Source organism: Paenibacillus apii, from assembly GCF_011043685.1.
GTDB lineage: Bacteria > Bacillota > Bacilli > Paenibacillales > Paenibacillaceae > Paenibacillus_AQ > Paenibacillus_AQ sabinae.
The window spans coordinates 23,737-50,682 of the sequence record NZ_JAAKGU010000012.1; the positions used below are offsets into that span (position 1 = coordinate 23,737).

The 26,946-nt window shown below is 55.1% G+C and carries 21 protein-coding genes; 9 read left to right on the forward strand and 12 right to left on the reverse strand.

All coding sequences use genetic code 11. The annotated features are described in order from the left end of the window. Positions 1-97 precede the first annotated feature (97 nt). From ku to ligD, 3 genes are read left to right on the forward strand one after another with little or no spacing between them, the layout of a single operon-like run. Positions 98-1,177: a non-homologous end joining protein Ku gene (ku, locus tag G5B47_RS20810; RefSeq protein ID WP_165102257.1), complete on the forward strand. Its 1,080-nt coding sequence runs from the start codon at positions 98-100 to the stop codon at positions 1,175-1,177. Positions 1,178-1,188: 11 nt separating this feature from the next. Further along, the gene (locus G5B47_RS20815) at positions 1,189-2,133 is read left to right on the forward strand and encodes an ATP-dependent DNA ligase (RefSeq protein ID WP_165102260.1); all 945 of its coding nucleotides are present in this window, start codon (positions 1,189-1,191) and stop codon (positions 2,131-2,133) included. A gap of 25 nt (positions 2,134-2,158) precedes the next feature. After that, positions 2,159-3,043 carry a non-homologous end-joining DNA ligase gene (gene ligD / locus G5B47_RS20820; protein ID WP_165102263.1) on the forward strand — a complete coding sequence of 295 codons (885 nt, stop codon included), beginning with the start codon at positions 2,159-2,161 and terminating at the stop codon, positions 3,041-3,043. Positions 3,044-3,138: 95 nt separating this feature from the next. On the opposite strand, the gene G5B47_RS20825 is transcribed toward ligD, so the two are convergent. Together G5B47_RS20825 and cls are read right to left on the reverse strand one after the other, a co-directional pair. Further along, entirely contained in the window at positions 3,139-4,047 is a 909-nt protein-coding gene (locus G5B47_RS20825; RefSeq protein ID WP_165102266.1) for a YitT family protein, read from the reverse strand. Between the two features lie 125 nt (positions 4,048-4,172). Then, on the reverse strand, positions 4,173-5,603 hold the full coding sequence (cls, locus tag G5B47_RS20830) for a cardiolipin synthase (protein WP_165102269.1): 1,431 nt from the start codon (positions 5,601-5,603) through the stop codon (positions 4,173-4,175). A 203-nt stretch (positions 5,604-5,806) separates the two neighbouring features. On the opposite strand from cls, the gene G5B47_RS25740 reads away from it, so the two are divergent. Both G5B47_RS25740 and G5B47_RS20840 read left to right on the forward strand, forming a co-directional pair. Next, the gene (locus G5B47_RS25740) at positions 5,807-7,054 is read left to right on the forward strand and encodes a M23 family metallopeptidase (protein WP_235950222.1); all 1,248 of its coding nucleotides are present in this window, start codon (positions 5,807-5,809) and stop codon (positions 7,052-7,054) included. Positions 7,055-7,089: 35 nt separating this feature from the next. Continuing rightward, the gene (locus G5B47_RS20840) at positions 7,090-7,533 is read left to right on the forward strand and encodes a bactofilin family protein (protein WP_165102272.1); all 444 of its coding nucleotides are present in this window, start codon (positions 7,090-7,092) and stop codon (positions 7,531-7,533) included. Positions 7,534-7,586: 53 nt separating this feature from the next. Here the strand turns inward: G5B47_RS20840 and G5B47_RS20845 are convergent, their stop codons facing one another. The 5 genes from G5B47_RS20845 to G5B47_RS20865 form a co-directional block, all read right to left on the reverse strand. Further along, the gene (locus tag G5B47_RS20845) at positions 7,587-8,369 is read right to left on the reverse strand and encodes an ABC transporter permease (protein WP_165102275.1); all 783 of its coding nucleotides are present in this window, start codon (positions 8,367-8,369) and stop codon (positions 7,587-7,589) included. Further along, entirely contained in the window at positions 8,362-9,291 is a 930-nt protein-coding gene (locus tag G5B47_RS20850; protein WP_165102278.1) for an ABC transporter ATP-binding protein, read from the reverse strand. Before G5B47_RS20850 ends, G5B47_RS20845 begins: the two co-directional genes overlap by 8 nt. Before the next feature lie 185 nt (positions 9,292-9,476). Next, on the reverse strand, positions 9,477-14,072 hold the full coding sequence (gene gltB, locus G5B47_RS20855; protein WP_165102281.1) for a glutamate synthase large subunit: 4,596 nt from the start codon (positions 14,070-14,072) through the stop codon (positions 9,477-9,479). 345 nt (positions 14,073-14,417) lie between these two features. Continuing rightward, the gene (locus tag G5B47_RS20860; RefSeq protein ID WP_165102284.1) at positions 14,418-16,769 is read right to left on the reverse strand and encodes a YhgE/Pip family protein; all 2,352 of its coding nucleotides are present in this window, start codon (positions 16,767-16,769) and stop codon (positions 14,418-14,420) included. A gap of 186 nt (positions 16,770-16,955) precedes the next feature. Beyond that, on the reverse strand, positions 16,956-17,540 hold the full coding sequence (locus G5B47_RS20865; RefSeq protein WP_165102287.1) for a TetR/AcrR family transcriptional regulator: 585 nt from the start codon (positions 17,538-17,540) through the stop codon (positions 16,956-16,958). 282 nt (positions 17,541-17,822) lie between these two features. Between G5B47_RS20865 and G5B47_RS20870 the strand changes: the two genes are divergently transcribed. Beyond that, positions 17,823-19,010: an MGDG synthase family glycosyltransferase gene (locus tag G5B47_RS20870; protein ID WP_025333486.1), complete on the forward strand. Its 1,188-nt coding sequence runs from the start codon at positions 17,823-17,825 to the stop codon at positions 19,008-19,010. Between the two features lie 220 nt (positions 19,011-19,230). On the opposite strand, the gene G5B47_RS20875 is transcribed toward G5B47_RS20870, so the two are convergent. The 3 genes from G5B47_RS20875 to thpR all read right to left on the reverse strand — a co-directional run bounded on the left by G5B47_RS20875 (position 19,231) and on the right by thpR (position 21,604). Then, positions 19,231-19,914 (reverse strand): metal-dependent hydrolase, encoded by a 684-nt coding sequence (locus G5B47_RS20875; protein ID WP_165102290.1) that lies wholly within the window; start codon positions 19,912-19,914, stop codon positions 19,231-19,233. Between the two features lie 55 nt (positions 19,915-19,969). Continuing rightward, on the reverse strand, positions 19,970-20,920 hold the full coding sequence (locus G5B47_RS20880; protein ID WP_235957252.1) for a cell wall hydrolase: 951 nt from the start codon (positions 20,918-20,920) through the stop codon (positions 19,970-19,972). An 84-nt stretch (positions 20,921-21,004) separates the two neighbouring features. Beyond that, complete coding sequence (thpR, locus tag G5B47_RS20885; protein WP_165102293.1) at positions 21,005-21,604, reverse strand: RNA 2',3'-cyclic phosphodiesterase; 600 nt, start codon at positions 21,602-21,604, stop codon at positions 21,005-21,007. Between the two features lie 87 nt (positions 21,605-21,691). Here thpR and G5B47_RS20890 point away from each other — a divergent pair, with 87 nt between their 5' ends. Further along, positions 21,692-22,648 (forward strand): D-2-hydroxyacid dehydrogenase, encoded by a 957-nt coding sequence (locus G5B47_RS20890; RefSeq protein WP_165102296.1) that lies wholly within the window; start codon positions 21,692-21,694, stop codon positions 22,646-22,648. Here the strand turns inward: G5B47_RS20890 and G5B47_RS20895 are convergent. Both G5B47_RS20895 and G5B47_RS20900 read right to left on the reverse strand, forming a co-directional pair. Next, on the reverse strand, positions 22,645-23,583 hold the full coding sequence (locus tag G5B47_RS20895; protein ID WP_235957254.1) for a TRM11 family SAM-dependent methyltransferase: 939 nt from the start codon (positions 23,581-23,583) through the stop codon (positions 22,645-22,647). The genes G5B47_RS20890 and G5B47_RS20895 overlap by 4 nt on opposite strands. Positions 23,584-23,686: 103 nt before the next feature. Next, positions 23,687-25,102 carry a deoxyguanosinetriphosphate triphosphohydrolase family protein gene (locus G5B47_RS20900; protein WP_165102302.1) on the reverse strand — a complete coding sequence of 472 codons (1,416 nt, stop codon included), beginning with the start codon at positions 25,100-25,102 and terminating at the stop codon, positions 23,687-23,689. 350 nt (positions 25,103-25,452) lie between these two features. Here G5B47_RS20900 and G5B47_RS20905 point away from each other — a divergent pair, with 350 nt between their 5' ends. Both G5B47_RS20905 and G5B47_RS20910 read left to right on the forward strand, forming a co-directional pair. Continuing rightward, positions 25,453-25,656, forward strand: a complete 204-nt coding sequence (locus G5B47_RS20905; protein ID WP_165102305.1) for a TOBE domain-containing protein — start codon at positions 25,453-25,455, stop codon at positions 25,654-25,656. A gap of 193 nt (positions 25,657-25,849) precedes the next feature. Continuing rightward, complete coding sequence (locus G5B47_RS20910; RefSeq protein WP_165102308.1) at positions 25,850-26,827, forward strand: helix-turn-helix transcriptional regulator; 978 nt, start codon at positions 25,850-25,852, stop codon at positions 26,825-26,827. Positions 26,828-26,946: the final 119 nt, after the last annotated feature.

Below are 26,946 nucleotides of genomic sequence, written 5' to 3' on the forward strand. Positions count from 1 at the left end.
TTTCAGATCGTCCATACCGAGGCAACTTCAGCTTTTAAAATGCAGCAGAGGCTTCTCGAAAGCAGCCCGAAGACTATACAAAATGAGGTGTTATACGATGCATACCGTTTGGAAAGGCGCTATCAGCTTCGGACTTGTGCATGTGCCGGTCAAAATGTTCTCGGCCACCGAGGATAAGGATGTCTCCCTGCGTTATATTCATAAAGCTTGCGGCAGTCCCTTGTCTTATGTGCGCAAATGTCCGGTATGCGACAAGGAGGTCGCCTGGGACGAAATCGGCAAAGGCTACGAGTACGAGAAGGGCAAATTTGTTATTTTCGACAAAGACGAGCTGGACGCTCTCACGGAAGAAAGCACCAAGAATATAACGATCCTCGACTTCGTGGATTTGAAGGAAATTGACCCGATTTATTTTCAAAAAACGTACTACCTCTCTCCCGACCAGGCGGGAGCCGGCGCTTATCGTCTGCTGATGGAAGCAATGCGCCAGACCGGAAAAATCGGCGTCGCCAAAATATCGATCCGCTCCAAAAGCAGCCTGGCCGCGATCCGCGTTCTGGAGAACTGCCTGTCGATCGAGACGATGTTCTACCCGGATGAGATTCGGCCGGTATCCCAGGTGCCGAGTCTGCCGGAAGCCGGCGTGGTGAACGATAAGGAGCTGGATATGGCCAAGCTGCTCATCTCTCAGCTGTCGACGCCGTTTGAGCCGGAAAAATACACGGACGATTACCGCAATCGGATGCTTGACCTGATCTCAAGCAAAGTGGCCGGGGAGGAAATCCGCATTGCTCCGGCTAGGCAGGAGACAAATGTTATTGATCTGATGGCCGCGCTTCAGGCGAGCATCGAGGCCGTTCAGCATATTCCATCCGATCCGGGCAGCCCGGCGCCCGCCCCTGCCGCCAAACCCCGCAAAGCGGCGGGCGGGCGGAAGAAATCCGCTGGGAAAGCTGCCGGGGCCGCAGCCGCAGCCAAGGGCGGAGCCGGCGCGGGAGAACCGGCTGCGGGAACCGCCGGGCCAGCAGCGAAGGCCGCCGGAGCTGAGGATGCTCCGGCAGCCGGAAGCGCTGTGCCGGCAGGCGTAGCGCTTCCGCCTGAGACTTCTTCCCCGGCGCCTGTCATTTCGCCCAAGCCGAAACGCCGCAGCGCGAAGAACAAGCAAACGGTATCCTAGGGCGAGCGGCGATGAAACTGACGCCCATCGTTCCGTTTGAACCGGTCATCGCAGACCTTCCGCCTGCCGGAGAACAGTGGATCGCCCAGATTAAATGGGACGGCGTCCGCGTGCTTTCCTATTACGACGGCAGTTCCACCGAGCTGATTAACCGGCGCCAAAATTATCGGACCAAGCAGTATCCGGAAATCGCCGCAGCGGAGAGCTACTGTAAAGCGGGTTCCGCTATCCTGGACGGCGAGGTTATCGCGCTTAGCGAAGGAAAGCCCTCTTTTCATGAAGTGATGCGCCGCGACAGCCTAAGGAAAGAATCGGCCATCGCTTCGACGGTCCGGCAAATTCCCATTTTGTATATGGTATTTGATATTTTATACTGCAACGGGGTGTGGACACTGGACCTGCCGTTCTTGGAGCGCCGGAGCCTGCTCGAGGAAATGCTGCGTCCCCATCCGCATGTGCAGGCCGTGCCGAGTTATAACGATCCCGCCGCGCTGCTCGCGGCCGCTCGCGCACAAGGGCTTGAAGGCATTGTCTGCAAGGATGTGAACAGCGTCTACTCGCCGGGCGGGAAAGACAAGCGTTGGCTCAAATGCAAAATCATTTCCGATCTCAATGCCGTCGCGGGAGGCGTCACCTTCCGGGACGGTACGGTCAATGCCGTGCTGCTTGGGTTATATGGCGATGACGGGCGTCTGCATTATATCGGACATGCAGGCACAGGGAAAATGACTGTAAAGGACTGGCGGGAGCTAACCGCCCTGTCACACCGTCTCGCTGCACAAGACATGCCGTTCGCTTCTCTACCGCAGCGGGTTAAAGGAGCCTTCTGGATTCGCCCGGAGTTGGTATTTAAAATCCATTTTCTGGAATGGACCGATTCCGGCACGCTGCGCCACCCCAGCATTCAAGCCAGACTTGATCTCTCTCCATCGGAGTGCCGGCTCCCGAAACGCTAATTATTCATTTTTGGAGGTATGCCGAATGCCAGCCGCCGTCAAAGGCTCCATTACGATCGAAGGACAATCGGTCACCATCACCAATCCCGACAAGCCGCTGTGGCCGGAACAGGGTATCACCAAGCGCATCTATTTGGAGAAGCTCGCCGCCCTTTCGCCGTATCTGCTCCGCTATTTGAGGAACCGGCTCCTGACAGTGATCCGCTACCCTCATGGAGTGGAAGGCAAGTCCTTTTATCAAAAGAACGCGCCTGAACCGCTGCCGCCCTTTATCCGCACCGTTATGCACGAAGACATTAACTATATTTCGCTGGACGGGCTTCCCGGGCTGCTCTGGCTCGGCAATCTGGCCGCGCTTGAGTTCCATCCTTCACTTCATTACGCCGGAAGAAGCCTTCCTTGCGAATGGATGATCGACCTTGATCCATCCCGGGAGGTGGAGCCCCGGATTATGGAAGCGACGGCGATTGTCGGCGAGGTGCTGAAATCCCTCGGGCTCGCCTCGGTTCCGAAGACGTCGGGAGCGACCGGAGTGCAAATTATTGTGCCGATCAAGCAGGGAGTTACGTTTGACGAGCTTCGGAAGGTCGGGCATCTGGTCGGCCGTTATGTTACCGAGAAGCATCCCGGGCTGTTCACACTGGAGCGGCTGAAGAAACAGCGCGGCGACAAAATCTACTTCGATTACCTCCAGCATTACCGCGGCAAAACGCTGGCCGCCCCCTATACTCCTCGTGCCCGTCCGCTGGCGACCGTATCGACGCCGCTTACTTGGGACGAGGTTGCCAGGAACGTTTCCCCTGAGGAATTCCATTTGCTGAATATTGAAGAACGTCTGCGCGTCATGGGCGATCTGATTGAGCAATTGCCCCCACAGCCGGTAGATCTTGTCATCGCCGCCCTTCGGTAGCGAATCGTTGTTCAGGGCCGTTAAAGGCAAAACCTCCGTCTTTCGCGGCTGCGAAGCGGAGGTTTTCGAATGCGGATTTTATTATAGTAAAAGTGCTAGTGGATGGATTTCTTTTTAAAGCGTCCGCCTTTGACATCATGGATATTGCCGACCGCGACAAACGCATCGGAATCCCAATCTTCAACGATTGCCTTCATTTTAGCCTCTTCAAGCCGGGTAATCACGACGAAAATCACTTTTTTGTCCTCGCCCGAAAATCCGCCCTCTCCCTGCAGGTAAGTGACGCCCCGGCCGAGCCGCTCCGTCAGCGCTTCGCCGATATCGCGGTACTTGTCGCTGATAATCCAGACCGACTTCGACTGGTCAAGACCTTCGAGGGTAACATCGATCATTTTGAAAGCAATGTAGTAGGCAATCAGCGAGAACATGGCGTTATTCCAACCGAATACAAAGCCAGCTCCCGTCAAAATAAACAGATTGAAGAACATCACGACTTCGCCTACGGAAAAAGGCAGCTTCTTGGCAACCAGAATCGCCACAATTTCCGTACCGTCCAGCGATCCGCCGTAACGTACCACAAGACCGACGCCGACCCCGAGAATCACGCCGCCAAATACCGCCGCAAGCAGCGGCTCGACCGTAATCGGCTGCACGGGATGCAACAGCTGCGTGCCAATCGACATGACAACGACTGCAAACAGCGTGGACAGCGCGAACGTCTTGCCGATTTGCTTATAGCCGACGATAAGAAAAGGAAGGTTGAGAAGGGTTAGCAAAATGCCGAGGGGAATATTAAAAATATGCGACAGCATAATCGAAATGCCCGTTATGCCGCCATCGACCATCTGATTCGGAACGAGGAAAATTTCAAGCGCCACGGCCATCATGCCTGCTCCGAGCACCATCATCACGGTACGATGCGCCAGTCTGGCTGTCCTGGCTGTCCCGGATTTCCGGGGCTTATTCGGTTCCTCTTTAACTAGAATTTGTGGACTCGTGCCCATAGAACTCCCCCTGTCTTTGCCGTATTTTTAGGATAGTCCTTATATTATATCACATTGGTATACCCGTTAATGAATGGACAGGCCAAATAACCCCCGTCATCAGGAATCTCCTGTCAGTTTTTCTTTCACAGAAGCGGAGAAAGCAGGCGGCAAAATTCTTCCTTGGCCCGAGCGGCTTTTCCCCTTTTGCCGAAGCCAGCCATATCCATCGCCTCGCTTTCCTCCAGATCGCGCTGAAACTGGCCGGCCAGCTCTTCGATTCGTTTCGGATGAAGCAGCACGGCGGACAGCTCGAAATTGGAATAGAAGCTCCGCATATCCAGGTTGACGCTCCCGACCGAGGCCAGCAGGCCATCGGCGATCCATACCTTCGCATGCATGAAGCCCTTACGGTAGCGGTAAAACTTCACGCCCGCATCCAGCAAATCGTCCATATACGAAAGAGAGGCGTTGTACACAAACGGGTGGTCTGGTTTATCCGGAATGATAATCCGCACATCCGCCCCCCTTAGAACAGCTGTTTTTAACGCCCGCAAAATGGCCGGGTCCGGGATAAAATAAGGGGTCTCGATCCAAATCCGCTTCTCTGCGGCGCTTAGTGCGCCAAAAATCATAGCCTCTGAGGCGTCAATGGCGGCGCCCGGACCGCTGCCGATGATTTGAACCGCCTCCTTGCCTTCACAGGCATGAATAGGGAACAGGCGCGGATGGCTCAAACGCTCACCGGAGGCGAGCTGCCAGTCTTTTAGGAAAATATGCTGGATAAAATAGACGGCGTCGCCCTCCAGCTTCAGATGGGTGTCGCGCCAAAACCCCATTTTCGGGTCTTTGCCCAGATATTCATCACCGATATTGATTCCTCCGGTGAAGCCGGCCAAACCGTCGACGACAAGGATTTTACGATGGTTGCGGTAATTGAAGCGCCCTGCGGGCAGCGACGCGAGCGGCGGCAGAAACCGGTGCACCTCGACCCCGACTGTAGATAACAACCGCATAAAGCGGCGGCTCAGCTTTCGGCAGCCCAGTCCATCGAGCAGCAAGCGCACTTTTACGCCCTGCCGGGCTTTGCGGATCATGACATCCTGGAATTCCTCCCCGATTTCGTCATCTTGATAAATATAAACCTCTAAATGGATGTGCTCGGACGCCGCCTCCATCGCTTCAAGCATCGAATCGTACGTTTCATCCGCGTTAACCAGAATCCGGGTCGCGTTTCTGCCGGTAACCGGGCTTTCCGTCAGTCCGGACAGCAGGCGCAGCAGCTCCGAGCGCCCGGTCAGCTCCGGGTTTCCGGTATCCTCCGCGCGGGTTACGGCCAGGCTCCGTTCCTCGGCGTGCCTGTGGAGTCGACGGCGTGTTTCGGCTTCCCAGGTTTTAAGCTTCTGGCTCAGTCTATACTCCCGGCCCATAAACCAATAAATCAGCAGCCCGAGCGGCGGACAGCAAAAGAGCAGAACAAGCCAAGCGACCGCTCTCTGGGGACGGCGATATTCAAGTAACAGAATCCCAATGATTTGGACAATAAACAAGCACAGCAGTGCAGCGAATATTTTCATACCGTCCAAGTCTCCTTTGCTGTCGTTCGCGACAGAGCGTTTAAGCTGCATCAGTACAGGTTTTGCCAAAAATCCCCGCATTATTCAGTCATTCGCATGTCATGAACCCGTCCTGACCGGAATACATAGAGTTATATGGACAACTTGAACAGCCAAGCTTCCGGATGCAAGCGTTATTCATCCGGGCGCAGGAAGGAGATGTTATGAAAAGCCGATCGGATAAGATTACCCTTCTCGTCGTCCGGGATGCCGGGCGTCCGGTCAGACAGCTTCAGCTATCCAGGCCGATGGCGATGGCCTTGCCGGCCGCCGCCGTTCTGTCTCTGTCCAGTCTGATCAGTTCCATGCATTACCATGCCTCCCGCTCCATACAGGAGCTTGAAGCCGAAGCCGCTGCCCTGTCCTCGCAAAATGTTCGTCTGGAAGCCAAGATCGCGGATAAGGATCAAACGCTGCGGCAGGTTCAAAGCGAAGCCGCCGCCCTCTCGAAAGAAGCCCAAGCAATCAAGGAGCAGCTCAAAAGCGTAGATGCGCTGGAACAGGAGCTGCAGGACCTCATAGACCAAAAGGAAGGGACTTCAGACAGGGAACCGGGCGCGGAGAAAACGGGGGCTAAAGCGGTGCCTGATCCGGACAAAAGCGAAGCGGCCCTGGATACGGCTGCCTTATCGGCTGACGGCGCCGCATCCGGAATGAAAACTGGTCTTGACGCCATTTCGGACAGCTCTGTTCAACGAACAGCGTTCGCTTCTGGCGGAGGTCCCGTAACAAAGCCTCCATTCGCGGCGTCTGTCAGCTCTGTTTCTCCTTCGGCGATCACCATCCGAATCGGAGCTTTTACAGCCGCTATCCTGGATACTCCCTCCTTACGGGTTGGCGGAGAATATGTAGCTTCCTATGAGGAGATCGATACCATCCGGGAGACAAAAGACGAGCTTACGGAGATCGGCGGCATGCTCGAAGAGATGATCCACAGCCTTTCCCGCACGATTCTGGACGCCCAGCAAGCGGAGGCCGATCTCCAGCGTCAGACGCTTCGTGACAGCGCGAACCTGACGCAGGCTTTCCTGTGGCCCACCTCCTCCCGGGTCGTCTCCTCCAGCTTCGGCTACCGCTCCGATCCCTTCAAAGGAAGTTCTTCTTTTCATGCCGGAATCGACATTGCGGCCGAGACCGGCGATTTCGTGTTTGCCGCTCAGGGCGGAACCGTGATGGCCGCCGAACGGTCTCCTGCCCGCGGCAATTTCATCGTGATTGACCATGAGAACGGGCTGAAGACCTCCTACATGCATCTCAGCAGCTTGGCGGTATCCGCCGGAGACAAGGTCGTCAAAGGCCAACGAATCGGACAGGCCGGCAGCACCGGAAGAAGCACTGGCCCGCATCTGCATTTCCAAGTCAGCAAGCAGAACAAGACCGTGAACCCTTTGTCCTATGTCCATCCAAAATGAACATCAACCGCAAAGAGGAAATGGAGGAATGAAGCATGTGGAATAAAAAAGGAAAAGGACGGCCAGCATCTCAGACAGATTCGCTGCTTAGCCATGGAGGAAATCTGGAAGGAAAGATCCAATGCGACACCAATCTTCGCATCGACGGCGGTTTTACGGGAGAAATCCGCTGCGGCGGCACATTGACGATCGGCGAGCAGGGACGTGTCCACGCCAGCATTACGGCCGCCGAGGTGATTATCGCCGGCAAAGTATTCGGGGATGTCACAGCGAAGCACGGTCTGATTCTGACCTCGACAGGCAGTCTGCACGGCAGCGCTGCCGCCGGCAAGCTGTCCATAATGGAAGGCGGCGTCCTGAATGGGCTGGTCGAAATGGAAGAACCGCCCGCTCCCGATGGAGCGAACGGTTCGGTATGGACCCAGGAGTGCGCCGCAAACGCGGAACATGATTTCGAGCAGGACGGGCACGCTTCCTAACCGAAGTCCCCAGGAGGACGGGGTATCCCGCGGTTTCCTGTTTATTTTTCCGGTCACCCTGCGACGTCTCTGCGGCTGAACACCACCCAGGACAACAGCAGAAATACGGCATAATAAATAGCTAGCACCGCAATGGAGAAGCCAAGGGTCACGCCTCCGGGTCCTTGGTCGGAAACCAGATATGAGCTCAGGTTCATATGGGTAAACAGCAAGTACTTCGCCCATTCATAACGCTCGGGATTGAAAATGGCGGTAAATACATCCTTGGCGAACATAATAAACAGCGACAGGCCGATCGCCAGCCCGCTTGCGCGGAACACGCTGGAAACCATAAAGGCAATCGCGGCGGTCAGGAACAACTCGATATACCGGCAGCCGATATCCAGCAAACTGTAAGTTCCCTGACTCCAGCTGCCGACCAGCGTGGACGCTCCTTCAGCCGGGAACAGGATGCGGGATGCGCCGAACGCACAAACCGCCAGCAGCGCCGTCGTAAGGATGCTGAACAGCACCATCGCCACATATTTGGACAGCAGGATCTTCGATCTGCTCCAAGGCCGGATCAGCAGCATCTTGATCGTCCCCCATGAAAATTCGCCCGCGACGGCATCCGAAGCGATAACAACGGTAAAAATCGTATTCAAGAAAAACATGGCGCTGAGCGTCATTTGAAAGCTGTTCCACATGCCCGGCCGATACTGCGGTTCGCTGGTAACGTATGTGAGCACCGGCATCAGGATACTCAAGACAACGAGCAGAAACAGCATGATCCAGGTACGGATGCGTCTGTATATTTTAATATTCTCGTTATGTACGAGCGACGAAAAACTACTCAATGCCTTCACCTCCCGTCATCTTCAGGAATTGGTCTTCAAGCGAAACGACCACTTCTTTTATGCCGAATACTTGAATTCCACCGCCGACCAGCCGCTCATTCAATCCGGGGATATCGCTCCGGAGAGCTCTTACGACAAGGCCTTGTGGATCCACGGTTCCGCCGATTAGCGCCTGTGCCGCTCCCGGATCGTTCACTTCGAACATAATCTCCCTGCTCAGCGGCCCTGCTTCAGCTTCTCCCACAGGTTTGAGCTGACGCACATCCACCAGTTTGCCATTCTGGATGACCGCCACGCTGTCGCACATCAGTTCCATTTCAGACAGCAAGTGGCTGGAGACAAAGACGCTGGTCCCTTCTTCCCGGCACAGTCTTCGCAGATAGTCGCGCAGCTCGCGGATGCCCTGCGGATCAAGCCCGTTGGTCGGCTCGTCCAGAATCAGCAGCTTGGGGCGATGAAGCAAAGCCTGGGCCACTCCAAGACGCTGGCGCATGCCAAGCGAATAGCTCCTCACTTTGTCATGAATACGATTGTTCAATCCGACAAGCCGGACGACCTCATCAATGCGCTGCTTGGTAACTCCGCTGACCATACGTGCATACTGGCGTAAATTCTGGTACCCGGTCAAAAACTTGTACATTTCCGGATTTTCCACAATCGCGCCAACCTGCGCCACCGCCTCTTCAAAATTCGTCCTTATGCTTCTTCCGCCAATCGTAATGTCTCCCTTGCTGATCGAGATCAGCCCGACCATCATTCGGATCGTCGTTGTCTTGCCTGCGCCGTTCGGACCGAGAAAGCCGAAGATCTGTCCCGCCGGGATATCGAGCGTCAAATCGCTGACCAGTGTTTTCCTGCCGATCTGTTTGGTCACGCCTAGGAGCCGGGCAACCGGTTCCTGAACCGCTATATTTGCCGACATTCTATCGCACCATCCTTTCGTTATGAAGTTTGCAAAAATTCCCTATATTAGATTAGACGACGCAGGACGCAAAAATACTGCAATTTTTTTTGAACCTCTTATTGGTAAACAAAAAAGCGGCAGCTCGGAGACTCGCTCCGAACTGCCGCCTGCAATGCGTTCTTTCAGAAATATTAGCTTTATTATTAACCGCCAACCCGTGCCAATTCTCGCATGTTCGCTTCAAAAGCGGCCATCATTGCGGCTTCGCCGGTAAGGCCGGTTTCCTCAACCTTGCGGATTTGGTCCATCATCCGTTTGTAATCCTTCGGAATAACGCGGGCGAATTTCGGCAGGTTATCCTGCCAGTTGTCCAGCACACGCTGGCCGAGCGCACTGCCCGTCAGCTCCGTATGGCGGACGATCATGCCGTGCAGATCTTCGATCTCTTCGCTCTCCTCCACGCGCTCCAGCAGAACCATTTCCAGGTTGCAGCGGTTGATGAACGAATTATCGAGATCGAATACATAGGCGATACCGCCCGACATACCCGCCGCGAAGTTGCGTCCGGTTTCGCCAAGGACAACGACGCGTCCGCCGGTCATGTATTCACAGCCGTGGTCGCCCACGCCTTCAACGACAACCTTGGCACCGGAGTTGCGGACCGCGAAGCGTTCGCCGGCAATACCGCTGATGTAAGCTTCGCCGCTTGTCGCTCCGTAGAATCCCGTGTTGCCGACAATGATGTTCTCCTCAGCGACAAACGTCGCTTTCGGAGACGGCTTGACGATCAGCTTGCCTCCGGAGAGGCCTTTACCGATGTAGTCGTTCGTGTCGCCCTCAACCGTAATGGTGATACCCTTCGGCATGAAAGCCCCAAGACTTTGTCCGGCAGATCCTGTGAAGTGCAGGCGAATCGTATCATCCGGCAAGCCGGCTGCGCCGTATTTGCGCGTCAATTCGCTGCCGAGAATCGTACCGACGGCGCGGTTAACGTTCGTAATCGGCAGGGATGCCTCCACAACCGTTCCGTTCTCGAGCGCCGGAGCCGCAAGAGAAAGCAGCTTGGATACGTCAAGCGTCTCTTCCAGGCCATGATTCTGCTTCTTGGTGTTATAACGCGTGCTGCCTTCAGGCAGCTCTGGCGTATGCAGCAATCCGCTGAGGTCGACACCCTTCTTCTTCCAATGATACGAAGCCTGAACCGCATCCAGGCAGTCCGTGCGTCCGACCATTTCTTCAATGGTGCGGAAGCCGAGGCTCGCCATAATTTCGCGCAGATCCTGGGCGACGAATGTCATAAAGTTAACGACATGCTGCGGATCGCCGGCAAAGTTCTTGCGCAGATCCGGATTCTGCGTTGCGACGCCGACTGGACAAGTGTCCATTTGGCAGACACGCATCATGATGCAGCCCACAGCCACCAGCGGAGCGGTGGCAAATCCGTATTCTTCGGCGCCGAGCAGCGCGGCTACAGCCAGGTCGCGGCCGCTTAGCATTTTGCCGTCGGCTTCCAGCACGATCCGGTCGCGCAGATTGTTCAGCATCAGCGTCTGATGCGTCTCGGCAAGACCCAGTTCCCACGGAAGACCCGCATGGCGGATGGAGTTCATCGGCGACGCGCCGGTGCCTCCGTCGTAACCGCTGATCAGGATGACGTCGGCGCGGCCTTTCGCCACACCAGCAGCGATCGTTCCGACACCAACCTCGGATACAAGCTTCACGTTGATGCTTGCGCGCGGATTGGCGTTCTTCAGGTCGTAAATCAGCTCCGCCAAATCCTCGATCGAGTAAATATCATGGTGAGGAGGCGGCGAGATCAGACCCACGCCCGCCGTGGAACCGCGAACCTCGGCAACCCAAGGATACACCTTGCGTCCCGGAAGCTGTCCGCCTTCGCCCGGCTTCGCGCCCTGTGCCATCTTGATTTGAATCTCGTCGGCGTTAACCAGGTAGTTCGACGTTACGCCGAATCGGCCGGATGCGACCTGCTTGATCGCGCTGCGGCGGGAATCGCCGTTGGCATCCGGAGTAAAGCGCGCCGGATCTTCCCCGCCTTCGCCGGTATTGCTCTTGCCGCCGATGCGGTTCATCGCAATCGCCAGCGTCTCGTGCGCTTCCTTACTGATCGAGCCGAAGGACATCGCGCCGGTCTTGAAGCGTTTCATGATCGATTCGATCGGTTCCACTTCTTCCAGCGGAATAGCCTCTCCTGCCGGCTTGAATTCAAGCAGGGAACGAAGCGTCTGATGCTTCTTGCTCTCGCCCTGAACCAGAGCGGAGTATTTCTTGTACATATCGTAATCGCCGCTGCGGACGGAATGCTGAAGCAGATGAATCGTCTGCGGGTTGAACAGATGATCCTCCCCGTCGCTGCGCCATTGGTATTCGCCGCCGGAATCCAGCACTTTATCCGTGCCATCCTTGTCGGAGAAGGCGCGGTTATGATGCACCAGCGCTTCCGCGGCCACTTCCTCCAGGCCGATGCCGCCGATGCGGGACGGCGTCCAGGTGAAGTAGCGGTCAACGAACTCGGAATTCAGGCCAACCGCCTCGAAGATTTGGGCGCCACGGTAGGACTGGATCGTGGAAATCCCCATCTTGGACAGGATTTTGACCACGCTCTTGGTCGCAGCTTTAATATAGTTCTTCACGGCTTTCTCGTGCGAAACGCCTCTCAGCAGGCCTTGGGCGATCATGTCGTCCAGGCTCTCGAACGCCAGGTACGGATTGACCGCGCTCACGCCGTAGCCAAGCAGAAGCGCATAGTGATGCACTTCGCGCGGCTCGCCGGATTCAAGCAGAATCGTTACCTTGGTCCGCGTTCCTTGACGGATCAGATGGTGATGCAGGCTCGATACGGCCAGCAGAGCCGGAATAGCCGCATTCTCGCGGTCTACGCCGCGGTCGGACAGAATAAGAATATTGTGCCCCTTGTCGATTACCCGGTCGGCGGCTTCGCTCAGGCGGTCAAGCGCGGTGCGCAGTCCTTCGGCTCCCAGCTCGGCCGGGAACAGAATCGGAATGGTCATCGACTTGAAGCCGGCGCGGCGTACGTGACGGATCTTGGCAAAGTCTTCATTGGACAGAATCGGCGTCTCCAGCGCGATCTGTCTACAGCTTTCCGGTTCTGGATTAAGCAGGTTGCGCTCCGGTCCGATTGTCGTTGTCGTCGAAGTAACCAGCTCTTCGCGAATCGCGTCGATCGGCGGGTTGGTTACCTGGGCGAACATTTGTTTAAAGTAGTTATACAGCCGCTGCGGACGGTCGGACAGCACCGCCAGCGGAGCGTCGTAGCCCATGGAGCCGACCGCTTCGGCGCCGCTTGACGCCATCGGCTCAAGCACCTTGCGCAGATCCTCGAACGTGTAGCCGAAAGACTGCTGCAGCTGCTGGACGTTGTCATGCTTCGGATTCGGAAGCTCCGGAGCTTCCGGAAGCTCGCTCAGGCCGATCAGATGCTCATCCAGCCATTCGCGGTACGGACGCTCGGAAGCGATCACCGCCTTCACTTCTTCGTCGGAAATAATGCGGCCTTCCTTCGTGTCGACCAGCAGCATACGGCCCGGTCTCAGGCGGTCCTTGTACAGAACGTTCTCCGGAGCGATATCCAGTACGCCCGCTTCGGAGGACAGAATAATCAAATCGTCCTTCGTTACATAGTAGCGGGAAGGCCGCAGCCCGTTGCGGTCAAGAATGGCGCCGATTTGCACACCGTCAGTGAAGCCCATGGCGGCCGGACCGTCCCACGGCTCCATCAGGGTGCTGTGGTATTCGTAGAATGCCTTCTTCTTCTCGTCCATGCTGTCGTGGTTGCTCCACGGCTCCGGAACCATCATCATGGCCACATGAGGCAGGGAACGTCCGCTCAGGTACAGGAACTCGAACGTGTTGTCGAACATCGCAGTGTCGGAACCGTCCGGGTTGATAACCGGCTTGATCTTCTCCAGATCGCTGCCGAACACCTCGCTCTTGAACAGGGATTGCCGTGCATGCATCCAGTTCACGTTGCCGCGCAGCGTGTTGATTTCGCCGTTGTGGATCATGAAGCGGTACGGATGCGCGCGTTCCCAGCTTGGGAACGTATTCGTGCTGAACCGCGAGTGGACGAGCGCGATCGCCGATTCCAGCTTTTCGTTCTGAAGATCAAGATAGAACTGACCCACCTGCTCGGTGGTCAGCATTCCTTTATAAACGATTTTGCGGCAGGACAAGCTCGGAATATAGAAGGAGTCTCCTTCTTCCAATCCGCCGTAGCGGATTGTGAGCTCCGCCCGTTTGCGGATTACGTACAGTTTGCGTTCAAAGGCAAGATCGTCCTGAATATCAGCGGACCGGCCGATAAATACTTGACGGACATAAGGCTTGGCGGCCTTGGCCGTCTTGCCCAGCATGTCGTCGCGTGTCGGAACTTCGCGGAAGCCGAGCACGGTCTGCCCTTCTTCGGCGATAATGTCGCTCAGGATGCGCTCATGCTCGGTGCGGATGTTTTCGTTATGAGACACAAAAAGCATGCCTACACCGTAACGGCCCGCCTCCGGCAGTTCAAACCCGAGCGCTTTCGCTTCTTCGGAGAAGAACCGGTGCGGAATTTGCAGCATAATGCCCGCGCCGTCGCCGGAATTCGGCTCGCTTCCCTGGCCTCCGCGATGCTCCATATTCGCGAGCATGGTTAAGGCGTTGCTGACAATCTCATGAGAGGGCTTTCCTTTAATATGGGCAACAAAGCCCATACCGCAGGCATCTTTCTCGAACTGGGGATCGTAAAGGCCCTGTTTAGGGGGCAGTTCTGTGTGTCTCATCTTACGCAACCTTTCTATAATAAAGTGGGGCATTATTAATAATTATTCAACGCAGATTGGTTATATTATTTTATCATCGACCTTACATGAGCGCAATTTAAACTTTTTTATTATACCGATTAAGATTAGCTTTTGCGTCACAGCTTTAGAGAAATAAAGCTTAAATAATCTGCTGCATGAATAATTATACATTAAGAATGAATAAGTGCTTATAAAATGAAAACGTTTTACTCATGTAATCCTTTTGTAATATAAGACGGAAAGCGTTTTCTCTTCCTGTATACACCAAAAAGCGCTCCAAAAGGGCGCTCCGGTGAAAACCGCCGGCGGCGATTTCATTAAACGTTATACAGACAAAACTTGTTCACTATTTAATTCGGTTTGCGAGTCGCGTCCTCGGGTTATAAAGTAGAAAAATGTCAGAATGAGGAAGATGACGCCATAAACGGCCAACGTACCCGCATCGCTCCACATTTTGCCGAAATCGCCCGTAGAGATGACCGATCTGAAGCCTTGCACGCTGTAGCTCATCGGGAGCAGCGGATGAATCGACTGCATCCATTTCGGAATCACCTCAAGCGGGAATGTGCCGGCGCTTGTCGTGAGTTGGAAGATTAGCAGCACGATGACAACGAATCGGCCCGGCTGATCCAGCCAGGTAACGAGAGCCTGGATCATCCACATGAACGAAAGGCTCGCGATGAACGTAAATGCGTAAAATCTCGGCACGCTCTGCACTTCGAGTCCTAGACCGTAGAGCAGGATCGAAGCGGCCACCAGAGACTGCAGCAGGCTCATGGCGGAGAAAATCAGCGTGCGGCTGACAAACCGGTTAAACCCGGTCGCCTCCTCCACGGTAACATTGCGGAGAGAGATGATGATCGTACAGATCAGTGCACCCACGAACAGGCCCAGGGACAGGAAATAGGGAGCGAGCCCGGTACCGTAGTTCGGCACTTTGCTCAAGGTTTCCTGATTCAGCTCGACCGGCTCCGCGAACATGGTTGCGGTCCCGTCTGTCCGATTGACGTCCGTCTTAACCGCTGCATCGCCGAGCTTGCCCGCAAGCTCCGCCGATCCGGACTTCAGGCCATCTGTGCCATCCTTCAAGTCTCCGGCGCCATCGGCCAGTTTCTGCGAGCCTTCCGCTACGGAGCCGATGCCGCCGCCAAGCTTGGCGACTCCGGCCGCAAACGCCGACGCGCCCGATTCCAGCTTGGCGCTGCCTTCCGCTAGCTTGCTGCCGCCTTGCGCCGCCTCGCCGAGCTTCGCCCCGAACTGCTGCATGCCTGCGGACAGCTTGCTGCCGCCATCGGCAAGCGCCGACGCGCCCCCCGCGAGCTTCTGCTGCCCCGCAGCCAGCTGCTGCGCACCGGCGTTCAGCTGCTGAGCCCCGCCGCTCAGCTCGCCCGCGCCGACCGCGACCCGCTGCGCTCCATCATGCACCTGCGCAGCACCCGCCGCAAGCTGCTCCTGGCCGCTGTGCAAGTCGCTTGCGCCCTGGGCGAGCTGCGCCTGGCTCTGCTGAAGCTGCGCGCTGCCGTCGGCCACCGCCTTGCTGGCGGCGATCAGCTTCTGCACATCGGCGCTCGCCGCAAGCGTAGGATTGGCGGCCGCCAGCTGCTGTAGCCCATCCGAGATGCTCTTGGCCCCGGCGCTAACCTTCGCGCTGCCGTCCGCCGAGGCCTTCAGTCCGTCCGCCAGCTTCGCGCTGCCGTCGACGGAAGCAGCCAGCCCGGCCTGCAGCTTGCCGCTGCCGTCTGCGACGGACATCGCTCCGCTCTTAAGCTTCGCTCCGCCGTCCGCAACAGCTTCCGCTCCGGTCTGAAGCTTCACCGCGCCTTGGGCCGCCTGCTGCAGCCCGCCGCTCAATTGCTTGGCGCCCGCCGCCGACTTTGCCGCGCCGTCTGCAAGCTGCTTATGAGCGGCGGACAGGCGGCTTAGCCCGCCGGCCAGAGAGCTCCCGCCCTCCTGAAGCTGGGTGGCGCCGGTCTTGAGCGCTGCCGCCCCCTGCTTCAGCGGCTGTACGCCGCTTAGCAGCTTGCCCGCGCCATCGCTGAGGACAACCAGATTATCCTTCAGCTTGGACGCGCCGTCGTCCAGCTTGACGGCCCCGTCGGCGATTTTGGAGGCGCCGTCGCTGGCTTCGCCAAGCCCGCTGGAGATGTCGGCGATTTTGTCAAAGACGGAATTCGCATACGCCTCCGTAATCTTCGCGGATACTTTGGCTTTAAGCTCCTTGGCTGCCGAGTTCGCAATGGTGCTTGCCGTGAAATTCTCGCCCTGCTTCGGCTCGTAAATGAGCTGTGCAGGCGTCGGGTGGTCATCCAGCAGCGTTGTCGCATTGGCGGAGAAGTTCTCCGGCACAATGATCGCCACATAATACTCGTCTTTCTCCAGTCCCGCCGCCGCCTGCTCGCGGCTCACAAAGCTCCAGTCGAAGTCTTTGCTCTTCTTGAGCTCCTCCACCAGATCATGCCCGGCATTCAACCGGGTTCCCTCGTAATCGGCGCCCTTATCTTCATTGACGATGGCTATGGGCATCTTATCCAGATTACCGTACGGGTCCCAGAACGCCTTCAGATACACTCCGCTGTACAGTATCGGAATGAACAGCACAACCAGAACGGTAATCAGCGTCATCGGCTTCTTGAATACCGCGCCCACGTCTTTGGTAAAGACAGATAATGATTTCAATCCGGTCCTCTCCTTATGCATTTTCTTTATACTCTGTTGTGTTGCTGAAATAACAACTGACTATTTTCCCCGATTGGTCAATCAAAGGGATAAAAAAAGCCCTCCGGCTTTTCCTATCTTCTTCCCTCATGAATGAATTCCGCAGCAAAAAAGCGTCTTAATCGGGAACGGCCTTCCGCCTCCTCCTTACACCTGCTTCTGTTCCAGCCCTTCGGCCAGAAACAGCCGGAAATACGCTTTGATCTGCTCCTTGTCCAGAGGCTCGCGCAGTTTGCCCATCTCCGAAGTCAGCACGACATACAGCTTCAGCATAACCGCCGATACCACCTTGGGATCGCACGGCTTCACTTGACCCTGCCCGATGGCGTACTCCACCTCCCGTTCGATATACCCGAGGATGACACTCTCGATCTTGTCGAGGCCTTCCTGCGCCTGCGGCGTGCCGAATTCGCGCTTTTCCTGAGAAAGCTTGATGAACAGCTCATGCTCGCTTCGGAATTCCAGCAGGGCGTCCAGCACCCGCTGCAGATTATCGAAGAACGGCTTGTCGCGTCTGATCTCCCGTTCGGCGATATGTTTCAAATCAAGAATGACCCCGCGCAGAATTTCGTCAAAGAGCTGTTCCTTGTTCGAAAAAAAAGTATAAATGGTGCCCTTGCCGACATTCGCGATCTTCGCCACCTGATCCATCGTTGTCGCCTTGTAGCCGAATAATGAAAAAGATTTCGCCGCCGCTTTGATCACCTGCTGCCTTCGGTCCACCGCTGCCACTGGTTAAGCACGTCCTTTCCTCCGCTTTGCGCAATGCTGTTTAATCGATATTGACCGTTTTACGAAATTGGTCATTTAGTCATTAGTAAATTTACCACCATGACCGCCGGATTGCAATACCTTCCAGAATGTTTTATTTTTAGTTTTTGCAGTGTTTTAACTTTCTATTTACGTCTTATTTGTATAATGTGATTGTAAGGCAGAATTTCTAAGCAAAAATAGCGTATAGTGAATGTAACAAACTTTGCAATTCTATCGATACGGAAAGTAGCGGGTGACATTATGCGAAAGAAAAGAGTACTGCTGTTTTCGGAAGGGTTTGGCACGGGCCATACAGGGGCAGCCTATGCTCTGGCTGAAGGTATCAAGCGCCTTAATCCTGCAGTCCAGTGCCGGGTCATCGAGCTGGGCAAATTTCTGAACCCGACGGTGGCTCCATGGATTCTTTCCGCCTACCGCAAGACGGTCAGCAGCCAGCCGAAGCTGGTCGGCATGCTGTACAAGACCCAATACCACAGATCACTGAACCGGTTCACCAAGCTTGCGCTGCACCGGGTTTTCTATACACATGCCCGGCAAGTCATCGAGCAGCTTAAGCCCGATCTTATTATATGCACGCATCCCCTTCCCGCCGCCGTCGTATCCCGGCTGAAGCATCTGGGGCTGAATGTGCCGCTTTACACTTTGATTACCGATTATGACGCGCACGGAAGCTGGGTTAACGCAGAGGCGAACCGCTATCTCGTCTCCACTTCCAGGGTCAAGTCGATTTTGACGGGAAGAGGCATTCCCGCCGACCAGGTGACGGTAACGGGCATCCCCGTCCACCCCAAGTTCTGGGAACGTTCCAGCAAAGAGACGCTAAGACAGGAGCTTGGACTGGCAAATATGCCTACCGTGCTTATTATGGGCGGGGGCTGGGGCCTGATGTTCGGCGAAGAGATCATGAACGCGCTGACGGCGAAGATCGATCAGATTCAGCTCGTCTTCTGCATGGGCAGCAATAATAAACTGGTTGAAAAATTGCGCAGCGACCCCCGGCTCCGCCATCCGAACGTTACTATTATCGGATATAGCAGCGATGTCAACAAGCTGATGGACGCCGCCGATCTGCTGATTACAAAGCCGGGCGGCATGACCTGCACGGAAGCGCTGGCCAAAGGCATTCCGATGCTGTTCTATCAGGCCATTCCCGGGCAGGAAGAGAAGAACAGCCAATACTTCGTTGAACTCGGACTTGCCGAGATGCTTGACTCCGAGAAGGTCGTCGATAAATGGTTCCGGCTGCTGCGCCGCGAATACGCGGAGCTGGAGGAACAGCGCCGCCGCCGTCTCTCGCCCGACCGTTACCAGCCGGGAAACTGTGCGGCAACGGTTCTGGAGATGCTAGGGAACCCGAAGGATCTGTCCGGGAGCCTCAGCGCCCAATCCCAACCGTGCCCCGATGAAGCGATATATTTGACGCCTTAACCTTGGCTTAACACGAAACTGCAAGAAACACCTGACAGCGTCTTTTTATGACGCAAGTACGTTTCTCGTAGAAATATAAGTCAAAATGTTAAGCCCCCGGCTTATTAAATTCTTATATTTTAAAAAAGGATGACCGGATTTTACACCGGTCATCCTTTTTTGATGTCAGATGGGACTAAAATTGCCGGTTCAGATAGATGCGGCGAGCTCATCTTTTCAACTAAATCTCCAGACTTTCCCCGGCTTTCAGCGGATAGCCGTCAATACCCTCCTGCTTCAGCCTGTCGCAGAACTGAACTCCGTCCTGCTCGATACCGGGAAACGTGTTGTAATGAAGCGGAATGACTTGGGCTGCCCGCAGCCACCGCGCCGCCAGCAGCGCATCGTCCGGTCCCATCGTCAGCATATCCCCGATCGGCAGCGCAGCAAGATCGATGGCATTGCGCTCCCCGATCAGCCTCATATCGCCGAACAGCGCGGTGTCCCCGGCATGGAACAGCGTTTTGCCGTCAAGGGTCAGCAGGATTCCCGCAGGCTGGCCAAGATAAATCCAGTAGTCTCCCTCCTGTATGGACGAGGAGTGGAAGGCGGGGGTATATTTTACGGTGAATCCGGAGTAGGTAAGCCCGCCGCCAATATTCAAGTGCTTGACTTTTGCGCCTTTAATCCGGCAGTATTCCGCAAGCTCGTAGACCGCGAAGATCGGGCAATCGTTGTTCTTGGCAATCTCCACCGCATCCCCGAGGTGATCGGAGTGCCCGTGGGTCAGTAGAACGGCGTCCACCCGGATATCCCCCGGCGCGATTCCCGAATGAGGGTTCCCCGACAAGAACGGATCAATGATAATGCTGGCGCCAGTCCCTTCAACCAGCAGCGCGGAATGGCCGTAGTAAGTAATTTTCATAATTATTCCCCTCCTTTGTACATATAGTAAGATTACCCTGTACGAAGAAGATCAACTATCTATAAAAGCTGTGATTTCCGATTTTTTTGGAAAAAGTTTGGGAATGGTGCACGCTAAGATCCTGAGCCAGCTTAAGCGAAAGAAAATAATAGGTATCGTCGGTGACCGCCTTCACTCCGGAAAGCGCATCAGCCACCGCCCTGACCGATTCGCGGTTCGGCTTGACCCGGTTCAGACGCCCGTTGGCTACGGGACTGAACTGATATTTCTGGTAGATCACTTCTTTGATCGTATCGGGAAAATTGGCTGACCGCAGCCGGTTTAGGACAACGTTGGCGACTGCCACCTTGCCCTCGTACGGTTCGCCTTCTGCCTCTGCCATGACGATTCGCTCCAGCAGAAGCACATCTTCTACGGATACCGCGTAGCTCCGGGTCGCCTGATGGCGCTCTTCCCGGCTTAACAGCCTGTTCCGTGAGAAGTAGAGTATTGCAGGGGGATGTAACTTGGATGCGGCAGCCTTCTTGACCGCGGACTGGCCCGCCCTCACCCCGATAGCAGCCTTACGCCTTGCTTCCCGCACGCTTTGCGGGATGCTTACGGCGGTGGCCGCGAAGGTCCCGCCCCTTGCCGCTGCGGGCGAGGCGGCTTGAACCGTCCGGTGCCACGCTTTGGCGCTCAGCCATTCGGCGGCGAGCATGGGCTTCCAGGCGTACCGGGGTGACCGGTATACGGCGGACAGCTTGGGCTGGACCTGCCGGACGTTCGCGGTTCGTGAGGTCAGGCCCGACTCCGCCGCCGGCTTGGTCCTATTAGCCGTGTTCATGGCGATATCGCCGGATTCTGCCGCAGACGAAAGACGCGGGGACTGCAAACGGCCCAGATGAACCTCGTCCCGCTCTCCGCTAAGGCCCAGTCCGGGCACAAGCAAAATTATCGCAGAGAAACACACCAGAATAACGCCGAACAACGGCACCATCCAGCGGTTTAGTTTAAATACAGACATTTTATTCCTCCTAGTTTTACGGCACATTCCAACTATATGTAACCGAAAATGAGAGGTTTGAACAGGTTTAGCCTTCTTTTTTTATTAAATTTTTATTGTTTCGACAATTTCATACATCGGTTTGTTATGCATCCGCGTTGCAAAAAGAACCCATTCATCCACTTTCCAGGATGCCTGCAGAACGCTCTCTTCCCGTGTAAGCGCATCAAGATATTGGGAGTCAAACCCCTGCTCCCCCCTGTATTTGCGGGCCAGCGTTACATGGGGCTTGTACGCGCGCTCCTCGGCGCGAAATCCCAGCGGCTCTGTGGCTGCCACAATCCGGCTGTGCAATTCCCTTAGCCGGTCCGTCTCTCCGTCCAATCCCGCCCACAGAACGCGCGGTGCCGACGGAGCGCCGAAGACACCCGTGCCGCGCAGCGACATGGTGAATGGCCCGAAGTCCGCCGCGGACTTCTTCAGCGCCGACACTAGCTCGGGAATGTTCCTCGGGTCGGTATCGCCCAGAAACTGGAGTGTAATGTGGTAGTCCCCCTCATGCGTCCATTTGGCAAAAGGCAGCTCCTGGGAGAGCCTCCGGCACATGCCTGAGACGGCTCCGCGCAGTTCGGGGGACAATCTTACAGCCGTAAACAATCTCTCGGGAGTCATGTCACTATTGCCGTTCTTCATTCCGTCATCCATGTTCATTTCACCTTTCTTTGCGGATTTGCTATGCTTATGGAATATTAAGCTTCTAATTAATAAAGTTTACTGTCGGGAGGGACGATTGTGGCAAAATCGATTGTATGTCTGCAGCCTTTGACAAAAGAACAAGTGGAAGCGATCCGCAAGGCCGCTCCCGGCTATACCTTTGTGCAGTGCGACGCCAAACAGCCGGATCTTGAAGCGCTTGCCGGGGCGGAAATCGTGATCAGCTGGGCGAAAGGAATTTCAGGCCTCCTGCTTCGCGAAGGCACTCCGCTCCGCTGGGTACAGGCCTGGTCTGCCGGAGTCGACAAGCTGCCGCTTGACCGGCTGGAGCAGCGGGGAATTGTTCTGACCAACGCCAGCGGCGTGCACGCCGAACCGATCTCCCAGGTTATCTTCGGATATATGCTGATGTTCGTTCGCAACCTGCATACAGCCATCCGCAATCAGGACCGCCGTATCTGGAATTCGGATGAAACCGAGACCGAGCTGACGGGCAAGACAGTTGTCATCGCCGGCACCGGCGAAATCGGAGCCGCAACGGCCAGAATCGCCAAAGCTTTCAGGATGAGAACCATAGGCGTGCGCCGGATTGATGATCCGCTGCCCGGCTTTGACGCCATGTACACGACCAGCCGGCTTAAGGATGCCGTGGCCGAGGGCGATTTTGTCATTAACACGCTCCCGCTCACAGGCGAGACCCGCGGTCTGTTCGATGCCTCCGTGTTCTCCGCTTTTAAGGAGGGCTCCTATTACATCAATATCGGCCGTGGAGGCACCACCGATACGGAGGCGTTAATCGAAGTGCTGGAGAACGGGCGGCTTCGCGGCGCGGGACTGGATGTGTTCGAAGTGGAACCGCTGCCGGAAGATCATCCCTTATGGGACATTAAGCAGGTGATCATCACTCCCCACGTCGCCGGCTTGACCGATCATTACAGCGACCGTCTCGTCGGTATTTTTACCGAAAATATGAAATCTTATTTGGCTCACGGCGCTCCCACGATTAATGTAATCGACTACCGACGCCAATATTAAAGGCAGAGCCAGAGCGACCGCTTAAAGGTTCCCTTGGACACCGTGCAGCCGCCTTTGATTTCAAAGCCGGCTGCGGCGATACTCGCCTGAACCGGCTGCGTGGAAATAATGACCGCGCGGCCGGTTAACCGGCGGAGCGCTTCCAGCAATTCTCTTGTGTCCGCCGGCGAGAGAACGGAGCACAGGTTATAAGGCATGTCCAGCACAGCCGCGTCATAACTGCCGGACAGATTTCTCATGTCCCCAAGCGTCACGATATGCTCCGGGTAGCCGAAATGGCGAAGATTCCCCTTCGCCCCCCGCACGGCGAGCGGATTGAGATCACAGCCGGTCATGTCCATCCCCATGGACAGCCCTTCAATCAGAACGCTCCCCATCCCGCAGCACGGATCGAGAACCCGCAGGCCTTCCGGACGCGGGGCCGCGATGTTGACGGCCGACCTGGCCAGCGCCACACTGAGCCCCGTGGAATAGTTATGCGGCTTAAGCTTCCGCGCCTGCCAGCTCCTGTCGCTCTCATGGTACTCACCAAGCATAATAACGCCATTATGCTTGACCAGTCCGAATACGCGGTCCGGCGACCGCAAATCGGCTGTGCCGGTCATCCGCCTGCCGACGGCCCTCTCCAGTTCTTTGCGTTCTTCAAAGGTTCCGCCCCCTTCCTTCGGACAGATCAGCTTAAAGGTCTCTCCCGCTTCAAACCCGATTGAGGCAGCAAACTCCCCTATGGCTCCCAACGATTCCGATGCGCATTGAATGTCAATTCTGCCCAATATAAACGGACTTCGGCCAGGATCAATCTTCTCCCGGGCAATAACGAGTCCCGGAGACAAGACATTCCCTTGCAATAATACATCCAGCTCCAAAGAGCACAGTCCGCTCTCGTTCTCGTGACTTCGATATATATATAAGTAAGGCGTCTCTATGTAATCCATCCTCATCCCTCCTTTCGTTTCTATGTACAGCCGTCCGAAAAAAACGCCCTCTCTGCATTTCGCAAAGCCGGGCGTCAAGAGCAAAGCAGTATTGAGTATCTCTTTAATCCAGATCGTAGATCGAGCCAACTTTAAGCCCGAACAATTCATTGTAGATTTTCTCGGCAAAAGCATCCGTCATTCCCGCAATATAGTCGATCACCATATGCTCCCAGGTCCAGATCGGTCTTGACCGGCGCTGGTCCTTTTCAAAACGCTGCAGCCAATCGGTCGGGATAATCGCCTTCGACGTATCCGGATCGACGAAAGCGCCCCACAGCTTCCGCACAATCCATTCGCTGCGCTTCTGCAGCCGCTGTACACGGAGGTCGCGGATCATCGTCACCCAGGCAAAGCTTTTCAGGACGCTTACCGTGCGCAGCAGGTCTTCGTCTTCTTTTCCTTCCTTAATAAAGGTAACCTTCTTCCAGTCGCCGTCCGGGATGACTCCGAGGCTGCCGACAAAAGTGCTGACCCAATAGGCTTTGACTTCGCGGCGGGTCCGGGAATAATCATTTTCACAGGTCGGCATTTTCTCCTTCCAGACACGCAGGAACGAATCCAGCACCTCTTCCACCTTCGGCCGTATCGCTTCCTCCGTCCATCCATGCCAGAAAGAATCCTCCAGAGTCATAATCTTCTCGACAATCAGCCTGATAATATACGGGTCGCGCATAAAAAACTCATGGACCTCGATTTTTCCGGCCTTGATGCCGTCTTCCAGGTCATGGGCGGAATAAGCGATATCGTCGCACAAATCCATCAACTGGGCTTCAAGCGTCTTCTTGCCTTCCGGAATGCCCCATTCGGAGCGGACATGCGAGATATATTCCCATTCATGCTGGTACATCCCTTTTTTGAGCACCGTTCCGGGAAAAGGGTACTTGTTGATTCCAAGCAGTACGGCATCCGACAGATTCAGTCCGTCGATATTTTCGCGCTTTTCCAGAAACATGATCAGCCGGAAGTTGTGCGCGTTCCCTTCAAAATGCTCATATTTGGTTCGCATCTCGTTAAAGATTCCAAGCTTGCGGACCGGGTCCGCCGCCGCTCCTGTCACCAGCGCCTTCTGCGTTGTCTTCTCTTCAATCATACGGTCCAGTATGCTGTCGAGCACTTCTTCCCCTTTATGTCCGAACGGCGGATGGCCGAAATCATGGGCAATCGACGCACATTCAACTACCTCGGGATCAATGACCAGGCCCGGATTCTCGGCTTGTCCCGTCTCCACTTCCGGATACGAGCGCAGCAGGCTCTTGGCCGCTTCGCGGGCAATTTGCGCCACTTCGAGCGAATGCGTCAGACGCGTCCGGTAGTAATCGCCGGTGCCTGCGCCGAATACTTGGGATTTCCCTTGAAGCCTGCGGAAGGTAGGCGAATGGATGAGCCGGGAATAATCGCGTTCGTATACGGCCCGCGACGTCTCCTGCCGGGTGATCTCCGGATATTGGCGGTGTTCTCTTTGTTCAATCAGTGTCATATCCCCCACCTCTTTATATAGCATTCTGTCTTTAATACTTCATTATAGTTCATTTTCGTCAAAAGTTTCATTAATCGTTTATATTTTTCATATCAGTACTTGAATCCCGTTTTACGGTCTCTTGTGCTCTTATTCAGGAAAATCCCCGCTTTTCCTCGATAAAGTGATGCATTTTCACGAAATATATCATAATTACTCAAAATATCTTGCATTTACCAACATTATGAAGTATAATTTTGATATATCAAATATGTTTTAGTTATATTTTGATATAAATGATTATAATTAGACATCATGAATCACTTACCTATACATCTCTTTATTACCCAAAAGCGAGAGGAGAATGCTAAATGAAACTTAGCGCCAGAAACCAATTGGAAGGCCGCGTAACGCTGGTAAAAGCAGGCCCGATCAATGCAGAGGTTGTTATTGATGCCGGCGGACAGACGATTACTTCCATTATCTCTTTGGATGCTCTTGAAGAACTTGGTATTAAAGAAGGCTCTACCGTAACCGCTCTTTTCAAAGCTTCCTCGGTTTTGCTCATGGCTTAAGGGCGGCTGCCCGCTTCATGGTAATCCGACGCAATAAGAACCGGATACACATCCAAGGAGATGTGCGTCCGGTTCTTTTGTATTCTCCGCCCGCAATAATTGCGTCCGGGCCAAAAATAAGGTAGTCTTGTGTTAATGCCCTAGTAGTGCGACGGCTGCCGGGCGCAGCCCAATTTTTAGGAGGCTTTATTTTATGTCCGACAATACATCCTATACAACCGAAGAGGTTGCCCAGCTGCTTAAGATATCAAAGCTTAAGGTCTATGATCTTATTAAAAAAGGCGAGCTTTCTTCATATCGGGTCGGCAAACAAATGCGCGTGGACGCTTCGGATCTTGAACAGTACAAGCAGCAGTCCAGAGGAATCGGACGCCAGGCTCCCATGCTTGCTCCGGTACAGCCTCCGGTTCAGAGCACAGGCCTCGCTCACAATGCCGCTATTCCAGGGGGATTCCGATCATCGGCGCGAGATATCGTTATTACCGGACAGGATATTAGTCTGGATATTCTGGCGCAGCATTTGGAAAAGTTCTCGCCCTCGCTGCGCCCGCTGCGTTCCTATGCGGGCAGCTTGGACAGTCTGATTTCCATGTACCGCGGGGAATCGGATATCGTCAGCACGCATCTGCTTGACGGCGATTCGGGCGAATATAATATTCCTTACATCCGCAAGCTCCTCGTAGGCTCCAGCTTCATTGTCGTCCGCCTGCTGGGTAGAGCGGCTGGCCTCTATGTACAGAAGGAGAATCCCAAGGGGCTCAATAGCTGGAAAGATCTAGGACAACCGGGTCTGCGGCTCGTTAACCGGGAAAGAGGATCGGGCGCCCGGGTGCTGCTTGATGAGCAGCTGCGCCTGAACGGTGTGGACGGAATGAAGATCGACGGTTATTTAACGGAAGAAATCAGTCACTTGACAGTTGCTGGCAAGATTGCCCGGGGCGAAGCCGATGTCGGCGTCGGAAACGAAAAAGCCGCCCGCATGGTTGAAGGCGTGGATTTCATTCCGCTAATCCAGGAAAAGTACGACCTTGTGATGCTGAAACGTCCCGAGAACCGGGAGTGGATCTCGGCTGTACTCGAGTTATGCCGCTCCAAGGCGCTGCATAATGAACTGGGCTCGCTCTACGGATATGACTTGTCCGAAACCGGGAACATCATTTACGAAACGTAAGCCCTTACGCTTAAACGAAACAGCTATCCCAATCTTCAAAGGCTGAACACTTAAAAACAAACCCTCCCCTATCCATTAAGCCTCTACGCTGCCGGATGAAGGAGGGTTTATCTGCGTTA